This window comes from Thermoplasmata archaeon, from assembly GCA_015063285.1.
GTDB lineage: Archaea > Thermoplasmatota > Thermoplasmata > Methanomassiliicoccales > Methanomethylophilaceae > Methanoprimaticola.
Genome location: SUST01000002.1, coordinates 33,196 through 55,619, shown reverse-complemented (window position 1 = coordinate 55,619; position 22,424 = coordinate 33,196). Strand labels below are relative to the sequence as shown.

20 protein-coding genes, 2 tRNA genes and 1 rRNA gene are annotated in these 22,424 nt (G+C 49.6%); 13 read left to right on the top strand and 10 right to left on the bottom strand.

Annotation, left to right across the window (positions count from 1 at the left end):
• Window positions 1-10: 10 nt before the first annotated feature.
• The 4 genes from E7Z62_01700 to E7Z62_01685 all read right to left on the bottom strand — a co-directional run bounded on the left by E7Z62_01700 (window position 11) and on the right by E7Z62_01685 (window position 5,343).
• Entirely contained in the window at window positions 11-2,251 is a 2,241-nt protein-coding gene (locus tag E7Z62_01700; protein ID MBE6521833.1) for an elongation factor EF-2, read from the bottom strand.
• Between the two features lie 19 nt (window positions 2,252-2,270).
• Window positions 2,271-2,855 (bottom strand): 30S ribosomal protein S7, encoded by a 585-nt coding sequence (locus tag E7Z62_01695; GenBank protein ID MBE6521832.1) that lies wholly within the window; start codon window positions 2,853-2,855, stop codon window positions 2,271-2,273.
• 5 nt (window positions 2,856-2,860) lie between these two features.
• The gene (locus E7Z62_01690; GenBank protein MBE6521831.1) at window positions 2,861-3,289 is read right to left on the bottom strand and encodes a 30S ribosomal protein S12; all 429 of its coding nucleotides are present in this window, start codon (window positions 3,287-3,289) and stop codon (window positions 2,861-2,863) included.
• Window positions 3,290-3,459: 170 nt separating this feature from the next.
• The gene (locus E7Z62_01685) at window positions 3,460-5,343 is read right to left on the bottom strand and encodes a hypothetical protein (GenBank protein ID MBE6521830.1); all 1,884 of its coding nucleotides are present in this window, start codon (window positions 5,341-5,343) and stop codon (window positions 3,460-3,462) included.
• 206 nt (window positions 5,344-5,549) lie between these two features.
• Between E7Z62_01685 and E7Z62_01680 the strand changes: the two genes are divergently transcribed.
• The 3 genes from E7Z62_01680 (at window position 5,550) to E7Z62_01670 (ending at window position 7,516) form a co-directional block, all read left to right on the top strand.
• Window positions 5,550-6,185: a translation initiation factor IF-2 subunit beta gene (locus tag E7Z62_01680; GenBank protein MBE6521829.1), complete on the top strand. Its 636-nt coding sequence runs from the start codon at window positions 5,550-5,552 to the stop codon at window positions 6,183-6,185.
• Complete coding sequence (locus E7Z62_01675; GenBank protein ID MBE6521828.1) at window positions 6,185-7,414, top strand: tRNA (N(6)-L-threonylcarbamoyladenosine(37)-C(2))-methylthiotransferase; 1,230 nt, start codon at window positions 6,185-6,187, stop codon at window positions 7,412-7,414. Before E7Z62_01680 ends, E7Z62_01675 begins: the two co-directional genes overlap by 1 nt.
• A gap of 26 nt (window positions 7,415-7,440) precedes the next feature.
• Window positions 7,441-7,516, top strand: a tRNA-Gln gene (locus tag E7Z62_01670).
• Between the two features lie 7 nt (window positions 7,517-7,523).
• Here E7Z62_01670 and E7Z62_01665 read toward each other — a convergent pair.
• Complete coding sequence (locus E7Z62_01665; GenBank protein ID MBE6521827.1) at window positions 7,524-7,994, bottom strand: hypothetical protein; 471 nt, start codon at window positions 7,992-7,994, stop codon at window positions 7,524-7,526.
• Between the two features lie 149 nt (window positions 7,995-8,143).
• A 16S ribosomal RNA gene (locus E7Z62_01660) occupies window positions 8,144-9,622 on the bottom strand.
• Window positions 9,623-10,277: 655 nt separating this feature from the next.
• Between E7Z62_01660 and E7Z62_01655 the strand changes: the two genes are divergently transcribed.
• Both E7Z62_01655 and E7Z62_01650 read left to right on the top strand, forming a co-directional pair.
• Complete coding sequence (locus E7Z62_01655; protein MBE6521826.1) at window positions 10,278-11,426, top strand: tyrosine-protein phosphatase; 1,149 nt, start codon at window positions 10,278-10,280, stop codon at window positions 11,424-11,426.
• Between the two features lie 84 nt (window positions 11,427-11,510).
• Window positions 11,511-11,596: transfer RNA gene (locus E7Z62_01650), tRNA-Ser, on the top strand.
• 144 nt (window positions 11,597-11,740) lie between these two features.
• On the opposite strand, the gene E7Z62_01645 is transcribed toward E7Z62_01650, so the two are convergent.
• Window positions 11,741-12,976, bottom strand: coding sequence for a site-specific integrase (locus E7Z62_01645; GenBank protein ID MBE6521825.1), 1,236 nt, complete (start codon window positions 12,974-12,976; stop codon window positions 11,741-11,743).
• A gap of 185 nt (window positions 12,977-13,161) precedes the next feature.
• Between E7Z62_01645 and E7Z62_01640 the strand changes: the two genes are divergently transcribed.
• A complete protein-coding gene (locus E7Z62_01640; GenBank protein ID MBE6521824.1) occupies window positions 13,162-13,482 on the top strand; it encodes a hypothetical protein in 321 nt (106 codons plus the stop codon).
• 4 nt (window positions 13,483-13,486) lie between these two features.
• Here E7Z62_01640 and E7Z62_01635 read toward each other — a convergent pair whose 3' ends face one another.
• Window positions 13,487-14,137, bottom strand: coding sequence for a hypothetical protein (locus E7Z62_01635; protein ID MBE6521823.1), 651 nt, complete (start codon window positions 14,135-14,137; stop codon window positions 13,487-13,489).
• Window positions 14,138-14,201: 64 nt separating this feature from the next.
• On the opposite strand from E7Z62_01635, the gene E7Z62_01630 reads away from it, so the two are divergent.
• The 7 genes from E7Z62_01630 to E7Z62_01600 all read left to right on the top strand — a co-directional run bounded on the left by E7Z62_01630 (window position 14,202) and on the right by E7Z62_01600 (window position 18,028).
• Entirely contained in the window at window positions 14,202-14,852 is a 651-nt protein-coding gene (locus tag E7Z62_01630; GenBank protein MBE6521822.1) for a hypothetical protein, read from the top strand.
• Window positions 14,853-15,020: 168 nt separating this feature from the next.
• Window positions 15,021-15,335 (top strand): hypothetical protein, encoded by a 315-nt coding sequence (locus E7Z62_01625; protein ID MBE6521821.1) that lies wholly within the window; start codon window positions 15,021-15,023, stop codon window positions 15,333-15,335.
• Window positions 15,335-15,631 carry a winged helix-turn-helix domain-containing protein gene (locus E7Z62_01620; protein MBE6521820.1) on the top strand — a complete coding sequence of 99 codons (297 nt, stop codon included), beginning with the start codon at window positions 15,335-15,337 and terminating at the stop codon, window positions 15,629-15,631. Before E7Z62_01625 ends, E7Z62_01620 begins: the two co-directional genes overlap by 1 nt.
• Window positions 15,632-15,733: 102 nt before the next feature.
• The gene (locus E7Z62_01615; GenBank protein ID MBE6521819.1) at window positions 15,734-16,030 is read left to right on the top strand and encodes a hypothetical protein; all 297 of its coding nucleotides are present in this window, start codon (window positions 15,734-15,736) and stop codon (window positions 16,028-16,030) included.
• A complete protein-coding gene (locus E7Z62_01610) occupies window positions 16,030-16,752 on the top strand; it encodes a hypothetical protein (protein MBE6521818.1) in 723 nt (240 codons plus the stop codon). The genes E7Z62_01615 and E7Z62_01610 overlap by 1 nt, the downstream gene beginning before the upstream one ends.
• Window positions 16,749-17,039 (top strand): hypothetical protein, encoded by a 291-nt coding sequence (locus E7Z62_01605; protein MBE6521817.1) that lies wholly within the window; start codon window positions 16,749-16,751, stop codon window positions 17,037-17,039. Before E7Z62_01610 ends, E7Z62_01605 begins: the two co-directional genes overlap by 4 nt.
• 41 nt (window positions 17,040-17,080) lie before the next feature.
• Window positions 17,081-18,028 carry a hypothetical protein gene (locus E7Z62_01600; protein ID MBE6521816.1) on the top strand — a complete coding sequence of 316 codons (948 nt, stop codon included), beginning with the start codon at window positions 17,081-17,083 and terminating at the stop codon, window positions 18,026-18,028.
• Here the strand turns inward: E7Z62_01600 and E7Z62_01595 are convergent, their stop codons facing one another.
• Both E7Z62_01595 and E7Z62_01590 read right to left on the bottom strand, forming a co-directional pair.
• Window positions 18,029-21,337 (bottom strand): restriction endonuclease, encoded by a 3,309-nt coding sequence (locus tag E7Z62_01595; GenBank protein ID MBE6521815.1) that lies wholly within the window; start codon window positions 21,335-21,337, stop codon window positions 18,029-18,031.
• On the bottom strand, window positions 21,337-22,422 hold the full coding sequence (locus tag E7Z62_01590; protein MBE6521814.1) for a hypothetical protein: 1,086 nt from the start codon (window positions 22,420-22,422) through the stop codon (window positions 21,337-21,339). Before E7Z62_01590 ends, E7Z62_01595 begins: the two co-directional genes overlap by 1 nt.
• Window positions 22,423-22,424: the final 2 nt, after the last annotated feature.

The window sequence follows — 22,424 nt, the reverse complement described above, 5'->3', positions numbered from 1 at the left end:
ATTAAAAGGTTTAGAGCCCTGAGTAGTACTTGTCGTCGTAGGGTTCGGGGTTGAGTCCCTTACGGGTCCTGATCTCTGTGACAACTTTCTTCTGTAGGTCGGGCACAAGCTTTTCGAATCCAGCGTTCTCGATCGACCAGATCGCACGTCCCTGTGTGCTTCCACGGATATCGGATGAGAATCCGAACATGTCGGCGACAGGACAGATTGCTGTCACGGTCGAGTCTGCTCCGTCCTGTCCCATCTCGAGGATGGTACCGCGGCGCTGGTTGATCAGGTTGACTGCTCCTCCCATATAGTCTGGGGGAACACTGATGAAGACCTTCTGCATAGGCTCGAGCAGGATCCTTCCTGCCTGGCACATTGCTCCGTAGATACCGTCCCTGACTGCGGGGATGATCTGTGCGGGCCCTCTGTGGATCGTATCCTCGTGGAGTTTTGCATCCATGAGTTTGACCTTCAAACCGGCGACTTTCTCGTTTGCGAGAGGTCCTCTCATCATGGCCTCTTCAAAGGCCTGCTTCACGAGCTCCATTGTCTCGTGGAGGTACTGGATACCCTTGGTGCAGTCGATAAGGACGTTGTTGTTCTTGAAGGCAACAACTCCCTTAGCCTGGTCGACATCCATTCCGCAGTCGACAAGGATCTTGGCCAATTCCTTGGGGTCCTTGATCTTTGCTTCTGTGTCGATGTCTCCCTTGCGGATGGCCTCTTTGACTCCCTCCTCGAGGGGCTCCACGATGAAGTAGAACTTGTTGTGCTTGTTGGGTGACTTACCCTCGAACTCGTTGGGGTTGGGTCCCTTGACGGATTCCTGGTAAACGACGATCGGAGGTGACGAGATGATGTCGACACCCTGTTCGTTGACGATCCTGTACTCGGTGATCTCAAGGTGCAGTTCTCCCATTCCGGACATAAGGTGCTCTCCGGTCTCGTTGTTGATTTCAATGCTCAGCGAGGGGTCCGCCTTTGCGATGACCCTCAGAACCTCGACCAGCTTGGGCAGGTCCGCCATGCTCTTGGCCTCGATGGCCTTGGTGATGACAGGCTCGGAGTAGTGGGCCATCTTCTCGAAGGGCTCCATGTCCTTCAGGGTGGATACGGTGGATCCGGCGATGGCGTCCTTCAGTCCAGTGACTGCAACGATGTTACCGGCCTTACACTCTTCGATAGGGGTTCTGTCGGCTCCGACCATCAGTGCGACGGTCTGGACACGCTGGGGTGCGGGCATACCGGAAACGTACAGGGTCATTCCCTTCTTGACTGTTCCTGAGAACAGCCTTCCGATTGCGATCTCTCCAGCCTGCTTGTCCATGATGATCTTGGTGACCATCAGTGCGACCTCTCCGTTGGGGTCGCAGTTCAGCATCTGCTTTCCTAGCTCAGAGTTGAGGTCTCCCTTCCAGATGGTGGGGATACGGACCTTCTGAGCATCGACGGGGCAGGGGATGTGGTTGATCGCCATCTCGAGTGCGACGTCTGCGAGAGGGATGATCTTGGCGAGTTCCGCCTGTCCGCCCTCTTTTGCACAGTACTCGAATACCTTTGTCAGGTTCATTCCGATCTTCTTGAGCTCGGGCCTGTTGAGGTAGGGGAGTGAGACCGCCCAGTTGTTGTAAGCGGATCCCAGTGCGACGGTTCCGTCCTGGAGACTGACCTGCCACTCCTTGTTGAGGGGTGCGGGCAGTACATCCATGATCTTCTGGTTGAACTGTGTGATGATCTTCGAGAATTTCTCGATCATCATCTGAGGAGTCAGCTGCTGCTCGACGATGGCCCTGTCCACCTTGTTGATGAACAGCATGGGCCTTACACGCTCCTTCATGGCCTGCCTGATAACGGTCTCGGTCTGGGGCATGATTCCCTCGACTGCACAGCAGAGGATGTAAACTCCATCCAGTGCCCTCATTGCCCTGGTAACGTCTCCACCGAAGTCGACGTGTCCGGGGGTATCGATGAGGTTGACGAGGTAGTGCTTCATCTCTCCGGTTGTGGGCTCCTTGTAAGGAACGACCATTGCAGCGGATGCTGCGTTGATGGTGATTCCCCTTGCTGCTTCCTGCTCATCGTAATCGAGCAGACGCTGCTCACCTGCTGTCTCGGAGGACATCATTCCGGCTCCTGCGATCAGGTTGTCGGAGAAGGTGGTCTTTCCGTGGTCGATATGAGCTGCCGTTCCGAGGTTCCTGATGAGTTTCTGATCCTTCATCAGTTCTACTGCCTTCTTCGCGTTGTCTTCTCTGCGTCCCATGTTCACTCACCTTTTAAGTTCACCTAGCGGACTGAGCGACCCTCTCGATCTCCTCTTTCTTGGCGACCGAGAACGATGTCATGTCTCCCTTCGAGGCGAGAATGATCTCGTCTGCGAGGCACTCGTAGATAGGCTTCTTGTTCTTGGATGATGCGCTGACGACACCTGTGCTCAGGTTACGGAGAGCGATATCGAGCCTCCTCTGGGGAGAGACATCCACTGCCTTGGGGACGGAGATTCCTCCGAACTGCAGCCTGGTGACTTCCTCACGGGGTGCTGCGTTCTCAAGGGCCTCTACGAGAACCTGGATGGGGTTCTTCTTGGTCTTGCGAGCGATGATGTCGAAGGCCTGAGAGACCGCCTTGTACGCTTTCATCTTCTTTCCGGTGTACTTCTCGGTCCTCATGATGTTGTTGATGAGCCTCTCGACGATGCTCAGCTTAGACTTTCCGAACCACCTGTTTGCGTGCTTTCCACCGGAGTGGGGCACGTTGGTGGGTGTCAGATCGATGTATTTTGCAAGTCCACCGTCGTTGACGACAACCTCAGAGGAGTCGTACTTTCCGAACATGAGGGCTTTCTGTGTAACAATCTCGTCTGCCATGATACTCACCTAACAGGCTTGTCAATCCTTCCCCTGACCATTTCGTCAAGGGAGACGTTGTTCACTTTGATGACTTTGTAACGGACTCCGGGGATATCTCCGTAGGACCTACCCATCCTTCCTCCGATACCTTCGATCATAACCTCGTCGTGCTCATCGATGAAGTTGATAGCTCCGTCTCCTACAGCGAATGCTGTGATCTGACGTCCGTTCTTGATAAGCTGGACTTTCACGCACTTACGGATAGCGGAGTTGGGCTGCTTAGCCTCGATTCCGACTTTCTCCAGTACGATTCCACGGCCCTGGGCGGATCCCTCGAGAGGATCGGATTTCTCCCTGAGCTTGAGGACCCTCTTCTTGTATCCCCTGTCAAGCCAGCGGAACTTCTGACGGTCCGTCTTCATTTTTCTTGCGGTATACAAACCATTTCCCATTGTTTCACCTTCAGAATCTCTGAGATTCCAATGATCGTGAATGCCCTTGGATACCCTCTACAGAGTACCTAAAGCAATGTGCGTAGCCTCAATTTGTATATAAAAAATTCGTAACGTATGTACGCGTTTATTATTAAGAAAGAGGCGCCCGGGTCACGGGCAACCTCGTTTCAACTGAAATCGGTGAATGCCTTCTTGATCATCTCGAACGTGACCCCTTTGAGTTCGGGGTTCATCCTGACGATCCTGTCATGCCATGCCTTGATGGCGTTCATATCGGGCTTGTCGTCCTTGAAGAGCTCACCAGGTAGCGGGATGCGCTTGGACTTGGAGACGTACATCCATTTGTCTCCCATCTGATCCCTTAGCAGGAACGGGAGCTGACGGACGGTCACTGTGATGGATGTGCGGGGCTGTCCGTTATACATCTCGACGACTTCCGCCTCGATCGTATCTTGTGTTACTGGCACTGTGCAGTTCTCGGTACTCATCGGGAACTCTTCTACAGATTTGTCAATCTTATAGAGACGGCATACGCACTCCTTCACCGAGGGGTCGATCTCTGCAACCACGTTGCCATCCTCGTACTTCGCTTTGACCCTTACTGGATTGCGAATGGTCATGAACTTCCTGTTGGGGAAGGAATTGACAGTGATGAACAGGGAGAAGACCGATGAAGGCGACGAGAACACCTCCTCACGGATTGGCACCAAGTCTATCTCGTAGGATTCGTCGTTCCAATCTGGCGTGATGTCCTTCTTCTTTCCGGTACTTCCGCCGAAGAACAGTGCCTTCTTGCGGGCACCCTTGACAGTGACCTTCATAGTGTCCTTGAGCTCGAGGATGTCCACATCGACAGCACCGAAGGGCTGAGGTCCGTTGCCTATGTCGTAGGTGACAACTGGAACACACCAGACGATCTGGAATTTCATTCCGTCATGTTCGAAGTCGTATGCTCCATCCTCGGAAACATCCCTCGAACCAGACTCGCCGAATAGCTTGTATTTCACTACCGTGTCCTCAGTGATGTCGCCTTTTCCGGAGTACTCGCATTCCATTCCGGGGATGATGAAGTATTTGGCGGAACCCATCTTCTTCGCTCCCTTCTCCAAAGTCACTGTGACGGGTCCGGCATAATCGCCTGTATCTACGTACATCTGCGATGCCGCAGAGGTGTTGAGGATCTCTCCGTTCCTGCCCTCTGCACGTACTGTGCATTCCGAGGGTTCGCAGCCTGTGACTGCCACGGACATGATAGGTTTTGAGACATACAGAGGAAGCCTCTCAGACTCATAGATGACGTCTGCATCCTGAGATGATTGGCTCAAAGTGAGTTTTCCCTTTACTGTAACCTTCTTTGCAGCCTTCTTCTTCGGCTTCTCCTCGACTTCGGGCTCCTTCTTGGGCTCCTCTGCTGGAGCCTCTTCGGACTCTTCCTCGGACGAGGGTGATGCCCCCTCGTCGACCTTAGCCGTGCCCGAAACGAGCACATTGAGCTTGAATATCGACAGGCCGTTCTTCTCTGTGGAATCCAGGAGCTCGGCCTTGAAGAGCTTAAGTTCCGCACCGGCGCGGGTCACTGCTGTGACCTCCCCCATAGGCCTCATGACCTGTGTACCGACGCTGTTGTAGAAAGTGATGGCACGGGCCTTGTTGACAAATGCCTTCTCCCCATCGATGGTGACCGTGAAGTCATCCATGGGTGTGACATCTGCTAGAGTGAGATCTATGGTGTCGGGCTTGGACACCCTGGATGAACCTTGTTTCACCTGCTTGAGACGGCCCATGGGCACGACCCTGTCTCCGCATTCGACTGCAACGTTGAACTGGTCGTTCTCCATGCCTCTGTATCTGGGCACATAAATCTGGAATTTGCCGTTGTAGAAGTTGATCTTCGGGGTCGCACCAAGGAAACCACGGGCGGTCTTGGACATCTCAGGATGAGTCTTCTCTGCTGCTGCGACTTTCCTGTTCGCCTCCCTCTCCGCCTTGACCTTCGATTCAGAAAAGAATTCTTCAAAATCCATGTCGGCAATATTCTTCTGGTCGCCCATCTTTCTCACTCTCGCCCTAATATCACTCCCTACTCTAATAGTTAGCGACAAAGGATGTTCAAGACGAGTGTGATTTTTCACTCCGTATCAGAGCTTATCGCTCATTTTTCCGCATTTATTGAGGTACTCTGTTCATCGCATTCCCCTAACGCGCGCGTATAAAGGTTTATAAACGATTCCATGATAGCCGAGACCAGGTGTTTAGAATGGCCGGTGAAGATGATTATTTGGCATTACTCGACAGGGCGAAGATCGCCTGTCCCGAGACGATAGAGAACCACGAGAGGTTTGAGCTCCCCGAAATGGATGTGCTCCAGGAAGGAAAGATCACTGTCCTCAGGAACTTTATCGATATCACCGACAAGCTCAGAAGAGACCCCCAGCACCTCCTCCAGTTCATGCTGAAGGAGCTCGGAACCCCCGGAAACATCGAGGGCCGCAGAGCAGTATTCAAAGCGAAGATCAGCCCTCAGCAGATCAACGACAAAATACAGATGTACACAGAGACCTATGTCATATGTTCCGAATGCGGTCTGCCTGACACCAAGATGACCAAGGACGGAAGGACACTCATGCTGGAGTGCGAAGCATGCGGAGCACGCAGGCCGATCACCGTGAGGAAATCCGTAAAGGCCGACACCGCCAACACCATCAGGGAGGGTGACATCGTCGAGATCACCATCTCAGATGTGGGAAAGAAGGGTGACGGAGTCGGTAAGATCTTCGATTACCTGGTCGTCGTCCCCGGAACCGTCAAGGGAGCGACCGTTCACGCAAAGATCACAAAGATCTCTGCCAAGACGGCATTCGCAGTCCCCACTACGGAACCCTGCACCCGCTGATGAAGTACTACGTCGAGTCGTACGGCTGTACGATGAATTACGGGGAAGGGCGCAAGCTCTCCCGCGACATGGCTTCGATGGGTTATTCGGAGACATCCAGTGCAGAAGATGCGGACATCGTTATCCTCAACACCTGCACTGTGGTCGAGACCACTGAGAAGAAGATGCTCTCCAGGATATCTGACCTCAAAAAGATGAAGAAGGAGGTCATCGTCACAGGATGTATGGCGAAGGTGCAGCCCAAGAGGATAGAGATCCGTCTTCCGGAGTCCATAGTGCTCGCACCGTCAGATTATCACATGTTCGCCAAGGAGGTCGCGGAACGCTACGGTGTAGCTGGTCCGGCCATTCCGATAAAAGAAGGTACGGACGCAATCCTACCCATAGCACAGGGATGCCTCGGGAACTGCACGTACTGCATAACCAAATTCGCACGCGGAAAACTACAGAGCTATCCTGCCGAATCCCTTGTCGAAGACTTCAACAGATTCGTCGACACAGGAGCTAAGGAGATCCTCATAACCGCCCAGGACACAGCCTGTTACGGTGCAGATATCCACACGGACCTCCCGTCTTTGATGAGATCGATGCTACGTAAGGAAGGGGAATACAGGATGAGGATAGGTATGATGAACCCCAACCACCTCAAGAAGATCGTCGACGGCCTGATATCGGTCATGGATGACCAGAGGGTCTACAGATTCCTTCACATTCCTGTTCAGAGCGGCAGCGACAAGATCCTCGGAGATATGCGCCGCGGATACACCGCTGAACAGTTCATGGAGCTGGTGGATACGCTCCGCGCCAGCATACCTGAGATAAGCATCGCGACAGACATCATCACAGGATTCCCCGGAGAGTCCGACGAGGATCACGAGATGACCAAACAGCTCATCAGAGACCTGCATGCGGATACCCTAAACATAACGAGATTCTCGGCCAGGCCCGGAACGGAAGCTGCAGGTATGGGGCAGCTCCACGGACGTATCCTGAAAGAGAGATCCACAGAGCTGACCGAACTCAAGAATCAGGTCGAATACGATGTGAACAAGAGACTCGTAGGACAGAGATTCACGGCATTAGCGACCGAAGTCGGAAAGGAAGGGACCATCGTCCGTACGAACTATTACAGACCCGTGGTCATCAGAGAGGAGATCCCCTTGGGGACATTCCTTGATGTGGAGATAACCGACTGCAGGTCGACATATCTTTTCGGGAAAAAATTGTAATAAAGAAAGTGTATCCCAGACTCAACAGTCCCGTAGTGTAGTGGTCAATCATGCCGGCCTTTGGAGCCGGCGACTCCGGTTCGAACCCGGACGGGACTACCATCCTTTCTCAACGAGACATTGCGAATTCAATCAACGGTTCAAGATCTGATTCATCGTAGAAGCTTCCGCCGTTCATCATCACATCGAACATGGGACCAGTATAATCATCGAGTCCCTTGAGCTTGTACATAGCACAGATGAAAACGAAAAGAATCTTGGCGAAAAGCCCTACCTTCTTACGGTCAATCCAACCGCGGAGATTGTAGAAGGGGACCTTCACATCATTCGATTCCTTCACCTTCATGAAGAAGGAACGATCCTTCTCAATGGACACTGTCACGACTGCGGTGAGCTTCTTCCCATCTATACGTTTCAGATCAACTATGCTAGGGCCTCTGAGCCATCCGAAATAGATTATGTCCTCATTAGGATCATACTCTTCTTTGACAGAGAAACAACGATAACCGACCTTCTCAGCGAATGCCTGAGCATACTTCTGGGTAGAACCTGTATGAGAAGAATAAACAACAATTGTCATTGAATCACTGACTATTATTGAAAATGAAGTGACGTTCGATGCTACGTTTAGTGCATGGTAAGCTGCCAAGGAATTGCGGGAAATCCTTTACGAATTTCCTTGCAATTGTTACGCGTTGATTTTGAGAGGGATGGGGTAAACCCCATCCCTGCGTAGGAGGTGATCCATCTGCAGGTTCCCCTACAGATACCTTGTTACGACTTAACCTTCCTTGCTAAATCTCAGTTCGAAGACCCTAATCAGGGGCCACCTCACTGAAACCCAACTCGGATGGTTTGACGGGCGGTGTGTGCAAGGAGCAGGGGCATATTCACCGCGAGTTTTTGATTCGCGATTACTACGGAATCCAGCTTCATGAGGCTGAGTTACAAGCCTCAATCCGAACTACGGACGGGTTTCGAGATTGACTTCGCCTTTCGGCGTCGTAGCCCATTGTCCCGCCCTTTGTAGCGCGCGTGTAGCCCAAGAGATTCGGGGCATACTGACCTACCGTTGACCTCTCCTTCCTCTGACTTAGCGCCAGCGGTCTCGATAATGTGCCTCCACCCCGGAGGGTGAAGTAGCAATTATAGATGAGGGTCTCGTTCGTTATCTCACTTAAGAGAACGCCTTACGGTACGAACTGACGACGGCCATGCACCACCTCTCTAAGAATCAAGCAAGGTCGTTAGCCTGGCTTTCATGTGATAGTCGCCCTTGGTGAGTTTTCCGGTGTTGAATCCAATTAAACCGCACGCTCCTCCCGTTGCGGTGCTCCCCCGCCAATTCCTTTAAGTTTCATCCTTGCGGACGTACTCCCCAAGTAGCCGACTTAACAACTTCTCTCCGGCACTGAATGCCCCCGAAGGGCCTCCAACACCAAGTCGGCAGCGTTTACACCCTGGACTACCGGGGTATCTAATCCCGTTTGCGACCCAGGGCTTCGTCCCTCACCGTCGGATCCGTTCTAGCTAGACGCCTTCGCCACCGGTGGTCCTTCTAGGATTACAGGATTTTACCCCTACCCCAGAAGTACCTCTAGCCTCTCCCGGTCCCAAGTTTGACAGTCTCTTCGGAAGTCGGAAAGTTGAGCCTCCCGATTTACCCAAAGATTTACCAAACCGGCTACGAACGTTTTAGACTCAATAAAATCGACCACCACTTGGGCTGCAGGTATTACCGCGGCGGCTGGCACCCGTCTTACCCAGCCCTTATTCCTCAAGTTATCTACGCTTGAGAAAAGCTAGAACAAATGTCCTAGCACTAGGATTTCCCTCATCGGGGTTGCCCCCAGTGTGAAGTTTTCGCGACTGCTGCGCCCCGTAGGGCCTGGATTCGTGTCTCAGAATCCAACTCTGGGCTCCCTCTCTCAAGGCCCATACCCGTCATAGGCTAGGGGGTACTTTACACCCACTACTACCTGATAGGCCGCAGAGCGATCCTTAAGCGCCGGAACTTTGAACCATGGGTCATTCCAGATCCCATGATCTATGGAGTATTATCCTCAATTTCCCGAGATTATCCTCCACTTAAGGGCACGTTCTCCACGTGTTACTGAGCAGTCCGCCGAGTCCATAACGACTCTCGACTCGCATGTCTTAATCGAAATCCTATAGCGGTGGCCGCCGGCAGGATCAACCGGAGTCAAATCATTGACTTATTTCGTCTCTGATGGATGAAATTGAAACTGGCAGTTTACCATGTTTCACCGCTGTCCCGTTGAACGGCACACTCTTGTTCGAATATCCCGTCTAACGGAACATTCGTAGCATCGAACGTCAGAATTCATGAGAGCACGGCAGGATGGTGTTTCCCTGTCGGGGATCATGATTCTCCATGATTGCGGTCCTTTGGAACCGCGCATTCCCCTGTATATTGACCAAATATATAAGCCTATCAGATAGGCCCATTCAGTCCATACATGGATCGTGACTGACCGCGGCAGACTCTGGGAGTCGATGCCACGTCGCATCGCGCAACCCCGTGTAACCAGATGGAGTATATAAGAATTCGTATTCGAACTCTTCCCACCCGATCGAGGGGTTGTTTTATCATTCGCAAATCATCCGTGACGCCACTGGGTGGCGTCCGATTCATTGCGCAGACCCCCCTATTTTCACGTATTATAAAAAGGTTGGTAAGGGTCAATTTTCTATTCATTTTTACCGATAATCTAACAATAATTGTGAGGGTAGAAATCAATATTCAAACTATATTATATTCTATTATTAAGAGAGATAGAAACTACGAATCATCGATATCAAAGCACATCTTTTTTTCTATCGCTCTAAGATTACTCTACCAATGGAGAAAAACCAGAAGATTGTGGTCATTATTGCCGCTGTTGCCATAGCGGCGATCGTTGCTTGCGCAGCGATTTATGCGAACAATGGAGATGACAAACCCACAATCGACGCCGCAGTCACCAGCATCGGATCCTATGAGAACCTGTATTTGGACATATCAATAAAGGATTTCAAGAAGATCGGGGCCACGATAGGTGACGATATCAGAGTGGAGTGCGGAGATGAATCGTTCACCGCCATCCTGTGCTATGATTTCAACGGCATTCCGAGTTATGAGGCCTTCATAACATTTACCGAAGGCCAATGCTGTCTTGGATACTTCAATTGCTATACTTTGGAATCCACTGATATCGATGTCGGCGATGTGATAACCCTATCCCGCGAAGGGAGGAATCCCTATGTAGACAAGATGCCGAACTACATCAATGGCTACAGCGAAATCCTCGATGACTATGATTCGATAGAGGATTTCTGCAACTTCCGTGCGTTGAGCGGCGGCAATTTGGTATCCGACAGCATATACCGTTCCGCCTCGCCTTGGTCCTCAGGTGCTCGCACCGCTTATACTGATGATCTTTACAGAACCTACGAAATAGATTACTTGATGTGCCTCAACATGGACGACGAGAGGGCAAAGCACTTCGCAGAGGGCTCCCCTGACGCCTATGTCAGCCAAATGTACAATGAGGGAAAAGTCCTTTGCCGGGAGCTCCATCCTTCCACACATTCATATCCTGAGGAATGCAAATTCTTTATCGAATCGTTCCTGGAAGCAGAAGGCAAGATCGGCATCTTCTGTTCGCTAGGCAAGGACCGCACAGGAGTGTACTGTGGGATCTTGGAAGGTCTCGCAGGTGCGACCTACGATGAGGTCAGAGACGACTTCATGCTTACAATTTGCAACTATTACGGCGTCGAGAGAGGCAGCGATGAATACTATGTCGTCGCCGAAATCCTGATTGACCGTATCCTCTATCTCTTTGAACATACCGAATATGCTGCTCATCCGGAGAAGGTCGATTGGAGCAAGGTAGAATATGTGAAATACAATCCCGAAGAGGTCTTCACGAAATATCTCGTCGATTTCGTAGGGATGGAAAATGAAACCGTCCAAAAGGTAAAGGACAAACTGACCGGCAATATCTGAAATAATCTCAATATCCTCGATTTCACATCATATACAGCCGACCAAACATTTATTATTGTAGCACTGTTCCCGATTTCACTACTTGTGGAGGTGGCCCAGCCCGGTAAGGCGCCAGCCTGCTAAGCTAGTGCGCTATGCGCTCGCGTGTTCAAATCACGTCCTCCACGCCATTACTCACTTCTGGCTACCCTTATGGCGCGGATGTGCATCCACGCCGTGAAGATCCATTCTGCTACGAATCGCGTCAGTCCGATTGTCGTTATCAGTGGTGTTGTTAAGGTGTTTTGATAGAGGATCTACGAAATCCTCACGGTTCATGGTGTCTCCGATGGCGAAGAGCGGCTGATCTTGAATCCAGTCGGCATCTGCGAATCGAAATCCTCCTTCGGAGCTTTCTCGAGGTTGTTGAACACCTTCGTGATCTCCTCCACAGCAACGGCGTGCTTGACACGCGCGTAATGCAGCTCGGTGGTCCTGGTCGAATTGTGGCCCATCGCCACGCTCACGACTGAGATCGGGACCTTGGCGTCGACGAGCCTCTGACCGTAGGTGCGTCTGCACTTGCGGAGATCCACATCGATGCCTGTCTCGTCCGATACCTTCTGAGCGTAGAGCCTGACGGTGTTGGTGGCAAGGTATCCGTCTGTTGCGACGCTTCCGAGGAACAGTGCCCTTGTGGATGCGCCGATGGCGTTGACGTGCTGTGCCCTCGCGACGAAGTACCTGGTGAGGAAGGGGTACGCATCCGGGTGGATGGGCGCCTCTCTCTGCTCCCCGTACTTGCCTTCGCCCTTGGGGTGGAGAACCTCAACTGTCCAGACATCATCCTTGATATGCACGTCGTTGATGTTGCAGAACCTGAGCTCCTTGGACCTGAGTCCGGAGCAGATCGCAAAGACGACGGTCGCATATCTTACCATGCCCTGCCAGTCGTCATCCTTCACCTCGTTCGCCTTGGCGATGATGGCGGCCACCTCCTCCTCGTAGAGGGACGGAAGCCTCTTGTGGCTGACGGAGACCTTGAGATAAGGGTACTCGACCATCGCCACATTGAATGCATCGTTCCTTATGAAAGAGAAGATGTTGGACAATGCTGCGAGCTCGTGTGCCATCTCGGAGTCGGAGACTTCGAGGCTCATCCTGTAGGATATGAAGTTATGCACATCCTCCGGGGTGAACTTCGCGGGCGAGATGGTGGAGAGCTTCCCGAGCCTGAACAGGTAATCGATGTCCTTGTCCATCCTCTTGTATCTCCTCCATATACCGTCCTTCGTGCCCTCCATGTACTTGCGGTCCATGGAACGCATGAACTGAGCCGCGTACGTCTTCATCGTCGCTCTTCCTCCGGAACCGCGACGTTCCGTCTTGCTCGGGGAATACGACACCTGATCCGTGTCGAGTCCCGGAATAGTCTTTCTCTTAGATGTCTTCTGATTGATGTCTATGTATGGTACGCTGTTGTCGAAATCTTCGGGCATCTGATTGTTGCTGTCTTCGCTGTAGTCGATTAGGTTGTAATCCCTTGTCTTCCTATCTTCAGGTTTGACCATTTTCCGTTACCTCCTGTCGTTGTGAGGGCTTTACACCCTCTGAATACTGCAAGTGTTCTCATTGTATTTATACCATCCGAAATCTGCAAGCGTAGAATACGGCAAGACATAGGAAAAACCGGTGCCGGAGTCTGCAAATGCAGACTTTTACACTTGTAGTAATCAGATAATATAATAAAGAGAAAATGGGATATGGACCAACCATGGACGCAACCACACTGATCATCGAGCAGCGCTTCGCGACCTTCATCCTGCTGAACGTATACCGCAACCCGGGCATACTGAAGAAGATGGCGGTCGACGAGGACGGCGGATCGATGAGGGTGAAATATCAGACGCTGAACAAGCTCATAGACTACGGATTGATCCGCGAGGACGAGCAGAAGTACAAGCACAACGCCAAGCCGCTGTTCTGCACCGACATGGGGAACATCGTCGGGGAGAACCTCGAAAGGATCTATCAGGCGCTGCCCCATAAGGAATGCAGCCCTGACGAGTACAAGTGACCGGTCATAACCTCTTCAATACCTGGCTGCCGAGATCCGTGATCCTCCACTTCGCATTGCGGATGCCGTCCCTTTCGATGAGACCGTTGTCGCAAAGATACTTCGTATGATAAGAGAGCGATGTAGGGGAACCTATCACCCCGACCAGTTCCGAGTTCGAGATGCAGTCGCTGTCGATGAACCGCAGCAGGACCTCGAGGGTCTTGGGCTTCTTCTTGAGCTCGTAGATGATACTGAGATTGTCTATGCCTATCCTGATCAGCTCATCCTTCTTGGTGGGCGAGTATGGTGCTTCTTGGATGTAATACAGCTCGGAGTGGAATGAATAGGCGACATTGCTGAGGGCGCAGGCACCGGGACGGGCGCCCATGGTGATGTTCATGTGGAAGAACACATCAGGATTCTCCGAGAGCTCCCTGTCGGCGATTGCCTTGGCCTTCTGGAAGACATCGTAATAATCGAATGGATTTGCCCTGACGACCTCGACCTGCTTCTTGATGCCGTGGAATCCGGAGACGACCTCGTCCTCGTATCCGCTGAAATCCTTTGAATCGTTGTTCAGGACGTACATCTTGTCCAATGGGATCTTATCGACCGCGATGAAAGCGGTCTCGGGTTTGGACCCTATGATGTAGAAATGGACATGACGTTCCATAATTCAAATATTAATTGAATCATATAAATAATATTTTTAATAGTTACCAGGGGATGATACCAGCATGGCAAGATACGATTGGACTGCGGAGAAGGAGCCTCCTGTAACGGTCAGCGAGAGGATGATCCATGAGGGCATCGGCGTGATGAACACCAGGCTGCTGATGCTCATCGACTCGATGATAGATCTGCTGGAGATCACCGACAGGCTGTCAGATGAGGACAAAGAGGAATTCATCGGAGCATTCGAGAGCGGCACATTTGGGAAGCAGACGAGAATGATCAAGTCCCTGTTCAAGGACACCGAGATAAGGTACTCCCAGTTCGAGGATGCTGTGGATAAGCGCAACAAGATCATCCATGAATACAGGAGCTACGAATCCGATAATCTTCACAACGATGCGATAGAGATACACAACCTGGTGCGCCAGCTCATGAACATGACATCTACCGTGGACCACCTCTACACGAAGGCGAGAAGCCAACAGAAGAAGTCCACCAACAAGAAGAAGTCCAAGACCAAGCAGGCCATGGACCGGATCTTCAAAGAGAAGAACGACGAAGGGACTATCCACAAGTCACTGTTCTGCAAGCTGCTGCTCGAAGAGGGTATAGAACCCGGTCCCGAGGACATGAACTGGGATACCCTGTTCAGGAACAACGGGTACTACGTCCAAGGGAAAGGTCCTGGTCAGAGGATCGGGAAACTGAACTGAGAAGGAGGTACTTTCCTAACACCCTGCGCTTATTCTTCTCCACCCTTCAGCTATCTTGCCCTGCGTCATCGGGCTTTCCACTTCCAGTGTGTAAGCTACGTGCACGCAGGGCTTCGGTCAGTCGCCTCGGGTTTCGAAAAAAGCCCAGGGTTGAAAAAAATGTTCTCTATGAACTTACCTGAAAACAAGATAAACGACTTAAGAAACGACTTCGAAACTGATTACAAGATTCTAATCGGTGAGGTTGTCATCGAGAAGCTGAACGTGGAAGACCTTTATGAGATCATCCGCTACGGATGGGACAGGAACGACCTCCAGAAGATGCTGGACGAAGAGGACTACGCCGGGATCGGGATTCTAGCGGCGTGGATCAGGGAATGCGGGAACGGATGCCACGGATTCATGGTCGAGGACGACCCGTACGTGTACCCCCTGGACGAGGACGGCAACTACACCGAGGAAGGACTCGGGAGGTGCTACTGATGGCGACCAGACAGGAACAGATCCTGATCCATCTGTACGGACAGCTGGGATTCGGGAACACCTACGAGATGCCTTATGAGACCACTCAGGACGGCATCGCGGAAGCGATCGGGATCTCCAGGAGCCATGTGGCCGTCGAGATCAAGAAGCTGGAGGAGAAGGGATTCGTGTACCACCTCCAGAGGCATGTGACTGCCAGCCCTAAAAGGGCATACGCACAAAGGATGTGCTACAGGCTGAACGCCTTAGGGATCCTGACCGTGAAGGACATGCTCGCAAGCGGGGAGGTGGCCTGAATGGATCCCAATCAGGAAGCGTTCGAGGAATTCGAAGAGAAGTACTTCGGAGGGAACTACGCCGCATTCTGCGACGAGTACTCCAACAAGGAGGTGGACTGAATGCAGGATTGGCAGATCGCTGTCCTGAACAGCGAGAACCTCAGGATCGACCAGGACCAATACACTGGATACAGACTGGTCATCAGGAAGACCGACAGAGAGCACAGGATGAGCATCCCCGCGATCGTTGCGACCGTAAGGAAGTCGAAGAGGAAGCCGGTCATCATGTGCCCGGACGAACCCTTCAGAGGGATGTTCGCGGACAGGAAGGAAGTGCTCGATATCCTGATGAGCACGCCGGACTACGAGAACTACGCCATGTTCATGGCGGAAGCGAAGATGAACGGGGTGATCTGATGGGGAACAGAGCCGTCATCACGACCGAAGAGAACTTCGAGAAGAGGTCCGGACTCGGAATCTATCTGCACTGGAACGGAGGACGCGACAGCGTTCAGGGATTCCTGGAGTACTGCAGGCTGAGGGCCTTCAGGAGACCGGAGAACGACGATTACGGATGGGCCAGGCTTGCCCAGGTGATCGGGAACTTCATGGGAGCAGACGGATGCTCCGTGGGGATAGACGACGTCAAGTGTCTGGACATGGACAACGGAGACAACGGAGTCTATCTGATGAAGGACTGGAAGATAGTCGGAAGGAGATTCTACGATTCCACCTGGGAGCAGAACGAGTACGGACTGTGCGAGTTCCTGCACTATCTGGACAAATCGCAACCTGAAGACCAGCAGTTAGGCGGCGACATGATAGACTGCCTGATGCACCACGGGAAGACGATCTCCGACGTCTGTTGGAACTACTCCTACGAGATGAACAAGAGAAAAGAGGAAGGGTTGGGATGCACCGGATTCAAGATAGGATCGTACTACTCTCTGAACGAGAGGCAGCCTGACAATATCCTCAGAGTTGTTGACAAACCGTTCATGGAACTGATCGTCGAGAAGGACGGGGAGGAGATGAAGCTTCCCAGATTCCAGTGGAAGGATGGAAGGGAGTCGATACTGATCCCAGACGAGATGAGAGGACATGTCTCCGTAGATTCCACCAAGGAGGTGATCGCATGAGCCTCTTCGAGACCGGACCCATAGTGATGACCGAAGGCATCAGAGAGATGATGGTGACTGGTTACCAGGACGAGATACAGAGCTGCCTGGACCGCCACAAGTCAGGAGACTGGGGCGACCTCTGCGAAGAGGACAGGCAGATGAACGATGATGCCTTGGCAGCCGAGAAGAACGGCGGATACACCGACAGCCTGTTCAGCGCATATAAGACCGGATTCGGGAAGATCTACATCATAACCGAGTGCGACAGATCCGTGACAACCATCCTTCTACCGGAGGAATACTGAACCTAAAAGGGGCCGAAAGGCCCCATTTTCATGGTGATAAGATGAACGCTGCAAAGCAATTGACTCTGTTCGCATTCGATGATGTACCGATATCAACTGAACCGAAGTGGCTGGAAGATTATGACGGAACACACAAAGGGATCTACAGGATGGATGCAGAGGCCCTGGTGGAGGATCTGAACAGGATGCCTTCGGGGAAGGGCTCATGGCTTAGATGCCTGGAAGTGGACCACTCACGTTCCTACGAATCCAGATTCAAGGATTGGGATGCCTGTATATGGATGCAGAGGGGAATCGGGATGAAGAAGATGGTGAAGTCCACTGGAGAGATAATGGACTGCATAGACCCGCATCCGTACAAGTGGCATTACCTCGACGGAAAACAGATACGGGAATGGATCTACGAATCTCTGAAAGAGGCATGGATCGATGGAAATACGCTGCACATAAGACTCGAATCAGGAGAGTATCTCGCAGAGATACACCCAAATGAGGAAATCGACAGATACGACCTGCATCCTTACAACCCGACATTTGATCTGGAACACTTTGCGATAGAATGCTACAGACACCAGCTTCCAAGAACGATGATGGGATGGAGACAGGAGTATGTCTACGGCACACCGGCACTGAGGCCGTTCTCCAGGAATATATCCGTGGAAGATGCGAAGAAGATCAGCCTGAAAGGTGACGTCCCTAACGGGATGATCCCGAACGAGCAGTTCAATCAGATATGCGAATGCGCCGAGAGGATCGGCATCCAACTGCAATTGTCTTACGACGTCCCCGCACTGAGGAACCTTGCGATGTATCCGGTGGAGGAGTGCTGCAAGACATGTCTAAGAAAGAAATCCTCCAACAGGGACAAGGATTCCGAATGCTGGAAGAACAGCGGACAGGTGTGCTGCAGCAGTTACATGTGGGACAGGAAGACCGCCGCTAAATCGAAGATTAAGAAAGAAAAGGGGGACGACCCCTTCGATTTGTAATCAGAGATTGAAAACCTCTTTAAGTTTTTCCTCTAGGGTTCCATCCTTAGCATATTGGAGAGAATCACAGAGTCTGATGTTGTTCTTGGAGATGTTCACATCCTCACTGAATCCGAGAAGGAATGAGAGAACGATACGGTAGATGATCTCAGTCGGTGCTAGGCCATAGATCTGCTTTGAGAAGATGTGGTCTAAACGTTCCTGCTCGTTGGGATATTTGACTTTCATCTTCTCGCTACGATATAGCCTCTTGACAATCTCTGCCAGATAAAGTCCAGATTTCATATAGAGATCAGCGAAGGTCTTGGAATCGTCGTCGAAGCAACCTGGATTCTCTTGCTCAAGCATATCGACCATCTGGGTAACAACCTTCCTTGGAGTGAAGATCTGATTGGTCTTCTGAGGAGGGATGAAATCAAAGATATCCTGAGTAGCTGATTCGTCGAAATAATTGGCGAGCTTTTTCCTAAGTGAAAGGAACACGTTGACGGAATCATTGAACACTACAGGATCAAAGAGACGACCATCGAACGATTCCTCTTGCCCCGTTTCCTCATTGATATATTTGCCGCCATCCCTAAGGAATCTAAAATCCTCAAGGGAGATACTAGTGACTTCTTTAAAGACATCGGCAGGAATAATTTTGTCGAAATTCTCCAAAGTAACATCACCTTCAGAGCCATAAGCCATGAGGAAAGCAGGAATCGTCCGGCTGAAACCTCTAAGGTGATCCTTGATAGCATCCTCAACAGATTTCTTCTTCTGATTCTGCTGATCTGTTAGTACCCTTTCCACAATATCTTGACCAGCATTATTCACAAGATCATCGAGAGTTGAATCCAAAGACTTCTTGAATTCCGCAACTTTGGCCTTCCTCTCCTCTTCGTATTTCTTCTCAATATCAATCCTTTCTTTTGCATCCAGCGTCTTGCTTAGAGCCTCGTCCTTCTCGGCGTCAATAGTCTTATGGAGAATCTGCAGCTCACTTACAGCCTTATTCATTTCCATCTCGACATCCGAATTGATCTTACGTTCAACCGCTTTAGATGCAGAGGACGAAAAATCACGACCGAATCTATCTTTGGCCTGATCTATCATAGGTGTTAAGACGGAAGCATTGAACTTTTCTCTCATCAGCCTGATCTGCTCATCCTTCTGAGATTGAGTAGTTTTAGACTCGATTTTATCAAATATCTCATCGACCTCTTCTGCATCGACTGAATAAATGCTATCGCCAAAAAGATCGACTGCTGTACCCAATACCTTTTCCTGAGGGACCTTTATCTCCCCATTCTCCAAATCGAGTTCACCGTAAGTGTATCTTATGAGACTGTCTGGTTCCTTCACAGGTTCTAATGAATTAATAAGATCCCATACCTGAGGAGGTGCATGGAATATATTGCTGATATTTTGGAAAAGGAAATCGGACATAAATCCGCGATGGACCACTTCTATCGAACGGATCTTCCTGGGGATCGAAAGCACGCTTTCTGCATCGAGTTCAATCATCTTTCCATTTTCATCCTCACCGATAACAGGGAAGAAATTCAAGAGCTCTCTAACATGATTCTTCCTAGAATCCATGTCACCTTTACCTGCAGAGGTATCCGAGGAAAGATCATTGGCGAATTTTTCGAAAATATCAAGAGTTCTTGCAGGATCGAAATCGAAAACATAGGCATTGATCTTCTTGGAGAAACTACCATCCTCGTTGGTAAAGATACAAGGATTTTGAGCTCTGAAAGCTGCCTGCATGTAGAGGGCAGGACTTTTGATATTTGATAACATGAGGACAGCAGTCCATTCTGGAATGGTAACACCTGTGGTCAATTGACCAACAGACAAAGTAATGGTCTTCTCATGATCATGAATAGCCTTGGTGACCTTATCAAAGGCCTTGGTATTCTCGCCTTCATCATCAACCTTTCCATCTCCAAATGCTGGGATGATCTCATACTGGCCAAATATCGGATGAGTCCTGAGCTTTTTATAAAGCGCTTTAGCACTATCAATACGATTGAGTATCCAAAGTGTATGTTTGAGTTCGCTACGAAGTTCTGGAGTAGAGAAGGGAAACTTCTCCTGAGTGACCAAAGCCTGTAAGAATTTCTCTACTGATTCATTATACACGAATTCCCCATTCTTCTTAGTCGAAAAGAAATCGTTAAGATTGAAAGCATATTCTTCGACCTCATCATCAAGGACAATACCTTGTTGGATCTGGTCCTCAACAATCTTGGACATCTGATAGGTATACATATTCAATTTAGGGAGAGATTCATACGGATTGTCCTCGTCCTCCTCGTAATTCCAAGAACCTTTGGCCCTCTGCTCATCAGCATAGGTCCAATTATAAATGGCTCCTTCCTCAAACTTCTCGTTAGCTAAAGCTTTGAACGGTGTTCCTGACAAATGAAGAGTCCATTTGCGTTTAATGTGATCAAAAGCTACATCGGTCTTATAGGTGTCAACACCTTCGTGAGCCTCATCGATTACCAGAAGATCCCAATCTTCAGTGGAAACATACTTTAGCTTATTGAATTTTCCGCCAAAATAGATAGAACCCTTGAGATCCTGCAAACTCATGAATTCTATGTATTTCAACGAACTATCCTTAGAATAAATCTCCTCAAACTCCTCATGACTCAATGTAAGTGGCCTTTCCCGCAAAGAACTAGAACCACTGACGAACCTATAACCGGAATCAAGACCAAGGAACAGTTGATAATCATCATACCATGAATTGGCTATTGCTGGACGATTAGTTACAATCAATACTTTATGAGCATCCATACGCTTACACAGATCATAGACTGAAAGGGTCTTTCCAAATCTAGGTTTGGCATTCCATAAGAACTCGCCCTTGTCATGTAGCAAGAAATAATCTTTTGCTACAGATACGGCCTTATCTTGTTCATCCCTGAGAGAATAGGGTATCGATGTTAGATCTTCAGTGATACCGCGATTGGATCTAAAATCATAAAGCATCATCTTTGCCTTATCCGGAGAAATAAAGAACCATTCGTTCCTCTTCCCGGGCATCTTCTTAATCCCGTTCTTGATCAAATAACTATGGAACAGAGTATCTCTGAACGTCTTAGGAGGAGTGCCTTCAAATTTTGCGTCGAGAGCCCATTCTGGATGGATTGCAACATCGATAGTACGAGATTGTTCTCTCAGACGAATGGCCACATCACGCTTGGTATCCCCGATCTTAGTCCAACCATCATGAGGATGGTAATCCGGAGTCGTGTAAGCATAAATTGTTGGTACGACATTTTTTGATGTGCGGATCTGCGGGATAACCATCAATCGTCACCACCTTTTTGACTTACGACATTCTTTATGTATTCAAATTCGGAAACAGTTATAGACATCAAGTTGGTGAGTTGTGTATCTACATCTTTACTGAAATCAATCAATTTATTATCGTTAGTATAATCCTTGATATCAGGAACACGAACTCCTAACGTCGATAATGCTTCATCAGTCAATAAAAACGCATATCTGATAACATAACTCTTGATGTATTTGACATAATTTAGAGCTTCAGATTCAGTATCGAATGCGGCCAAAGCAACTCTAGAACGACCAAAGGCAGAATGGTTATCAACAATTTCTAACTGTCTGCTTCTCTTATAAGCCCCGGCAGGATGAGCACTAGAAACTACAACCTTCCATTTCCCTATGTATTCAACATTGTCCTTGATCACAGATTTATCAACAACAAACCATGTTGCTCTTCCAGATGGCCCAGCTTTATCGTTGGTAAATAATTTGATTTGTTTATCGAAATCAACAGAAGCATCATCGATATATTCTGAAATCAAAGACGAATTGTTATGAACAAAATCACTTTCAATTCCAAATAAAGAACGAGGTAAAATGCGATCATGCATAACGGATAAAGAATAAGACCGAATAAAATCGTCAATCTTTGAAGCAACAGATACATCTTTAGGATCTAGAGGAATGATAGATTCCCCAGGGCATTCCATATCAATTACAATTTCTTCACCATTTTGACAATAAACATACTTAAAACCAGGGGTTAATTTCTTTTGTTGTTTAACAACAATGGAAACACCATCGTCTATAGAAACTCCAGAAAATAGTTCTTTAGAATTGGGGTAATAATAGATCGCCGATAAACGAGAATCATTAATTTGTTTCAATCCGAATTCCTGCATACCTTTACCTGATCTCTGAATCCATCTACCCCCAGGGTAAATAAGGACAATAGATTCCTTAGCCATATTATTCGCAGCAATCTGCAAAATCTGGAACACATTCTTTCTTGATGCCTGACCATTGGTTGAATTTTGCTTTTCTTCGGATGTTTCAACCTGATAAGGCGGATTCCCAATTATATAATCAAACAATTTCTTATCCATTT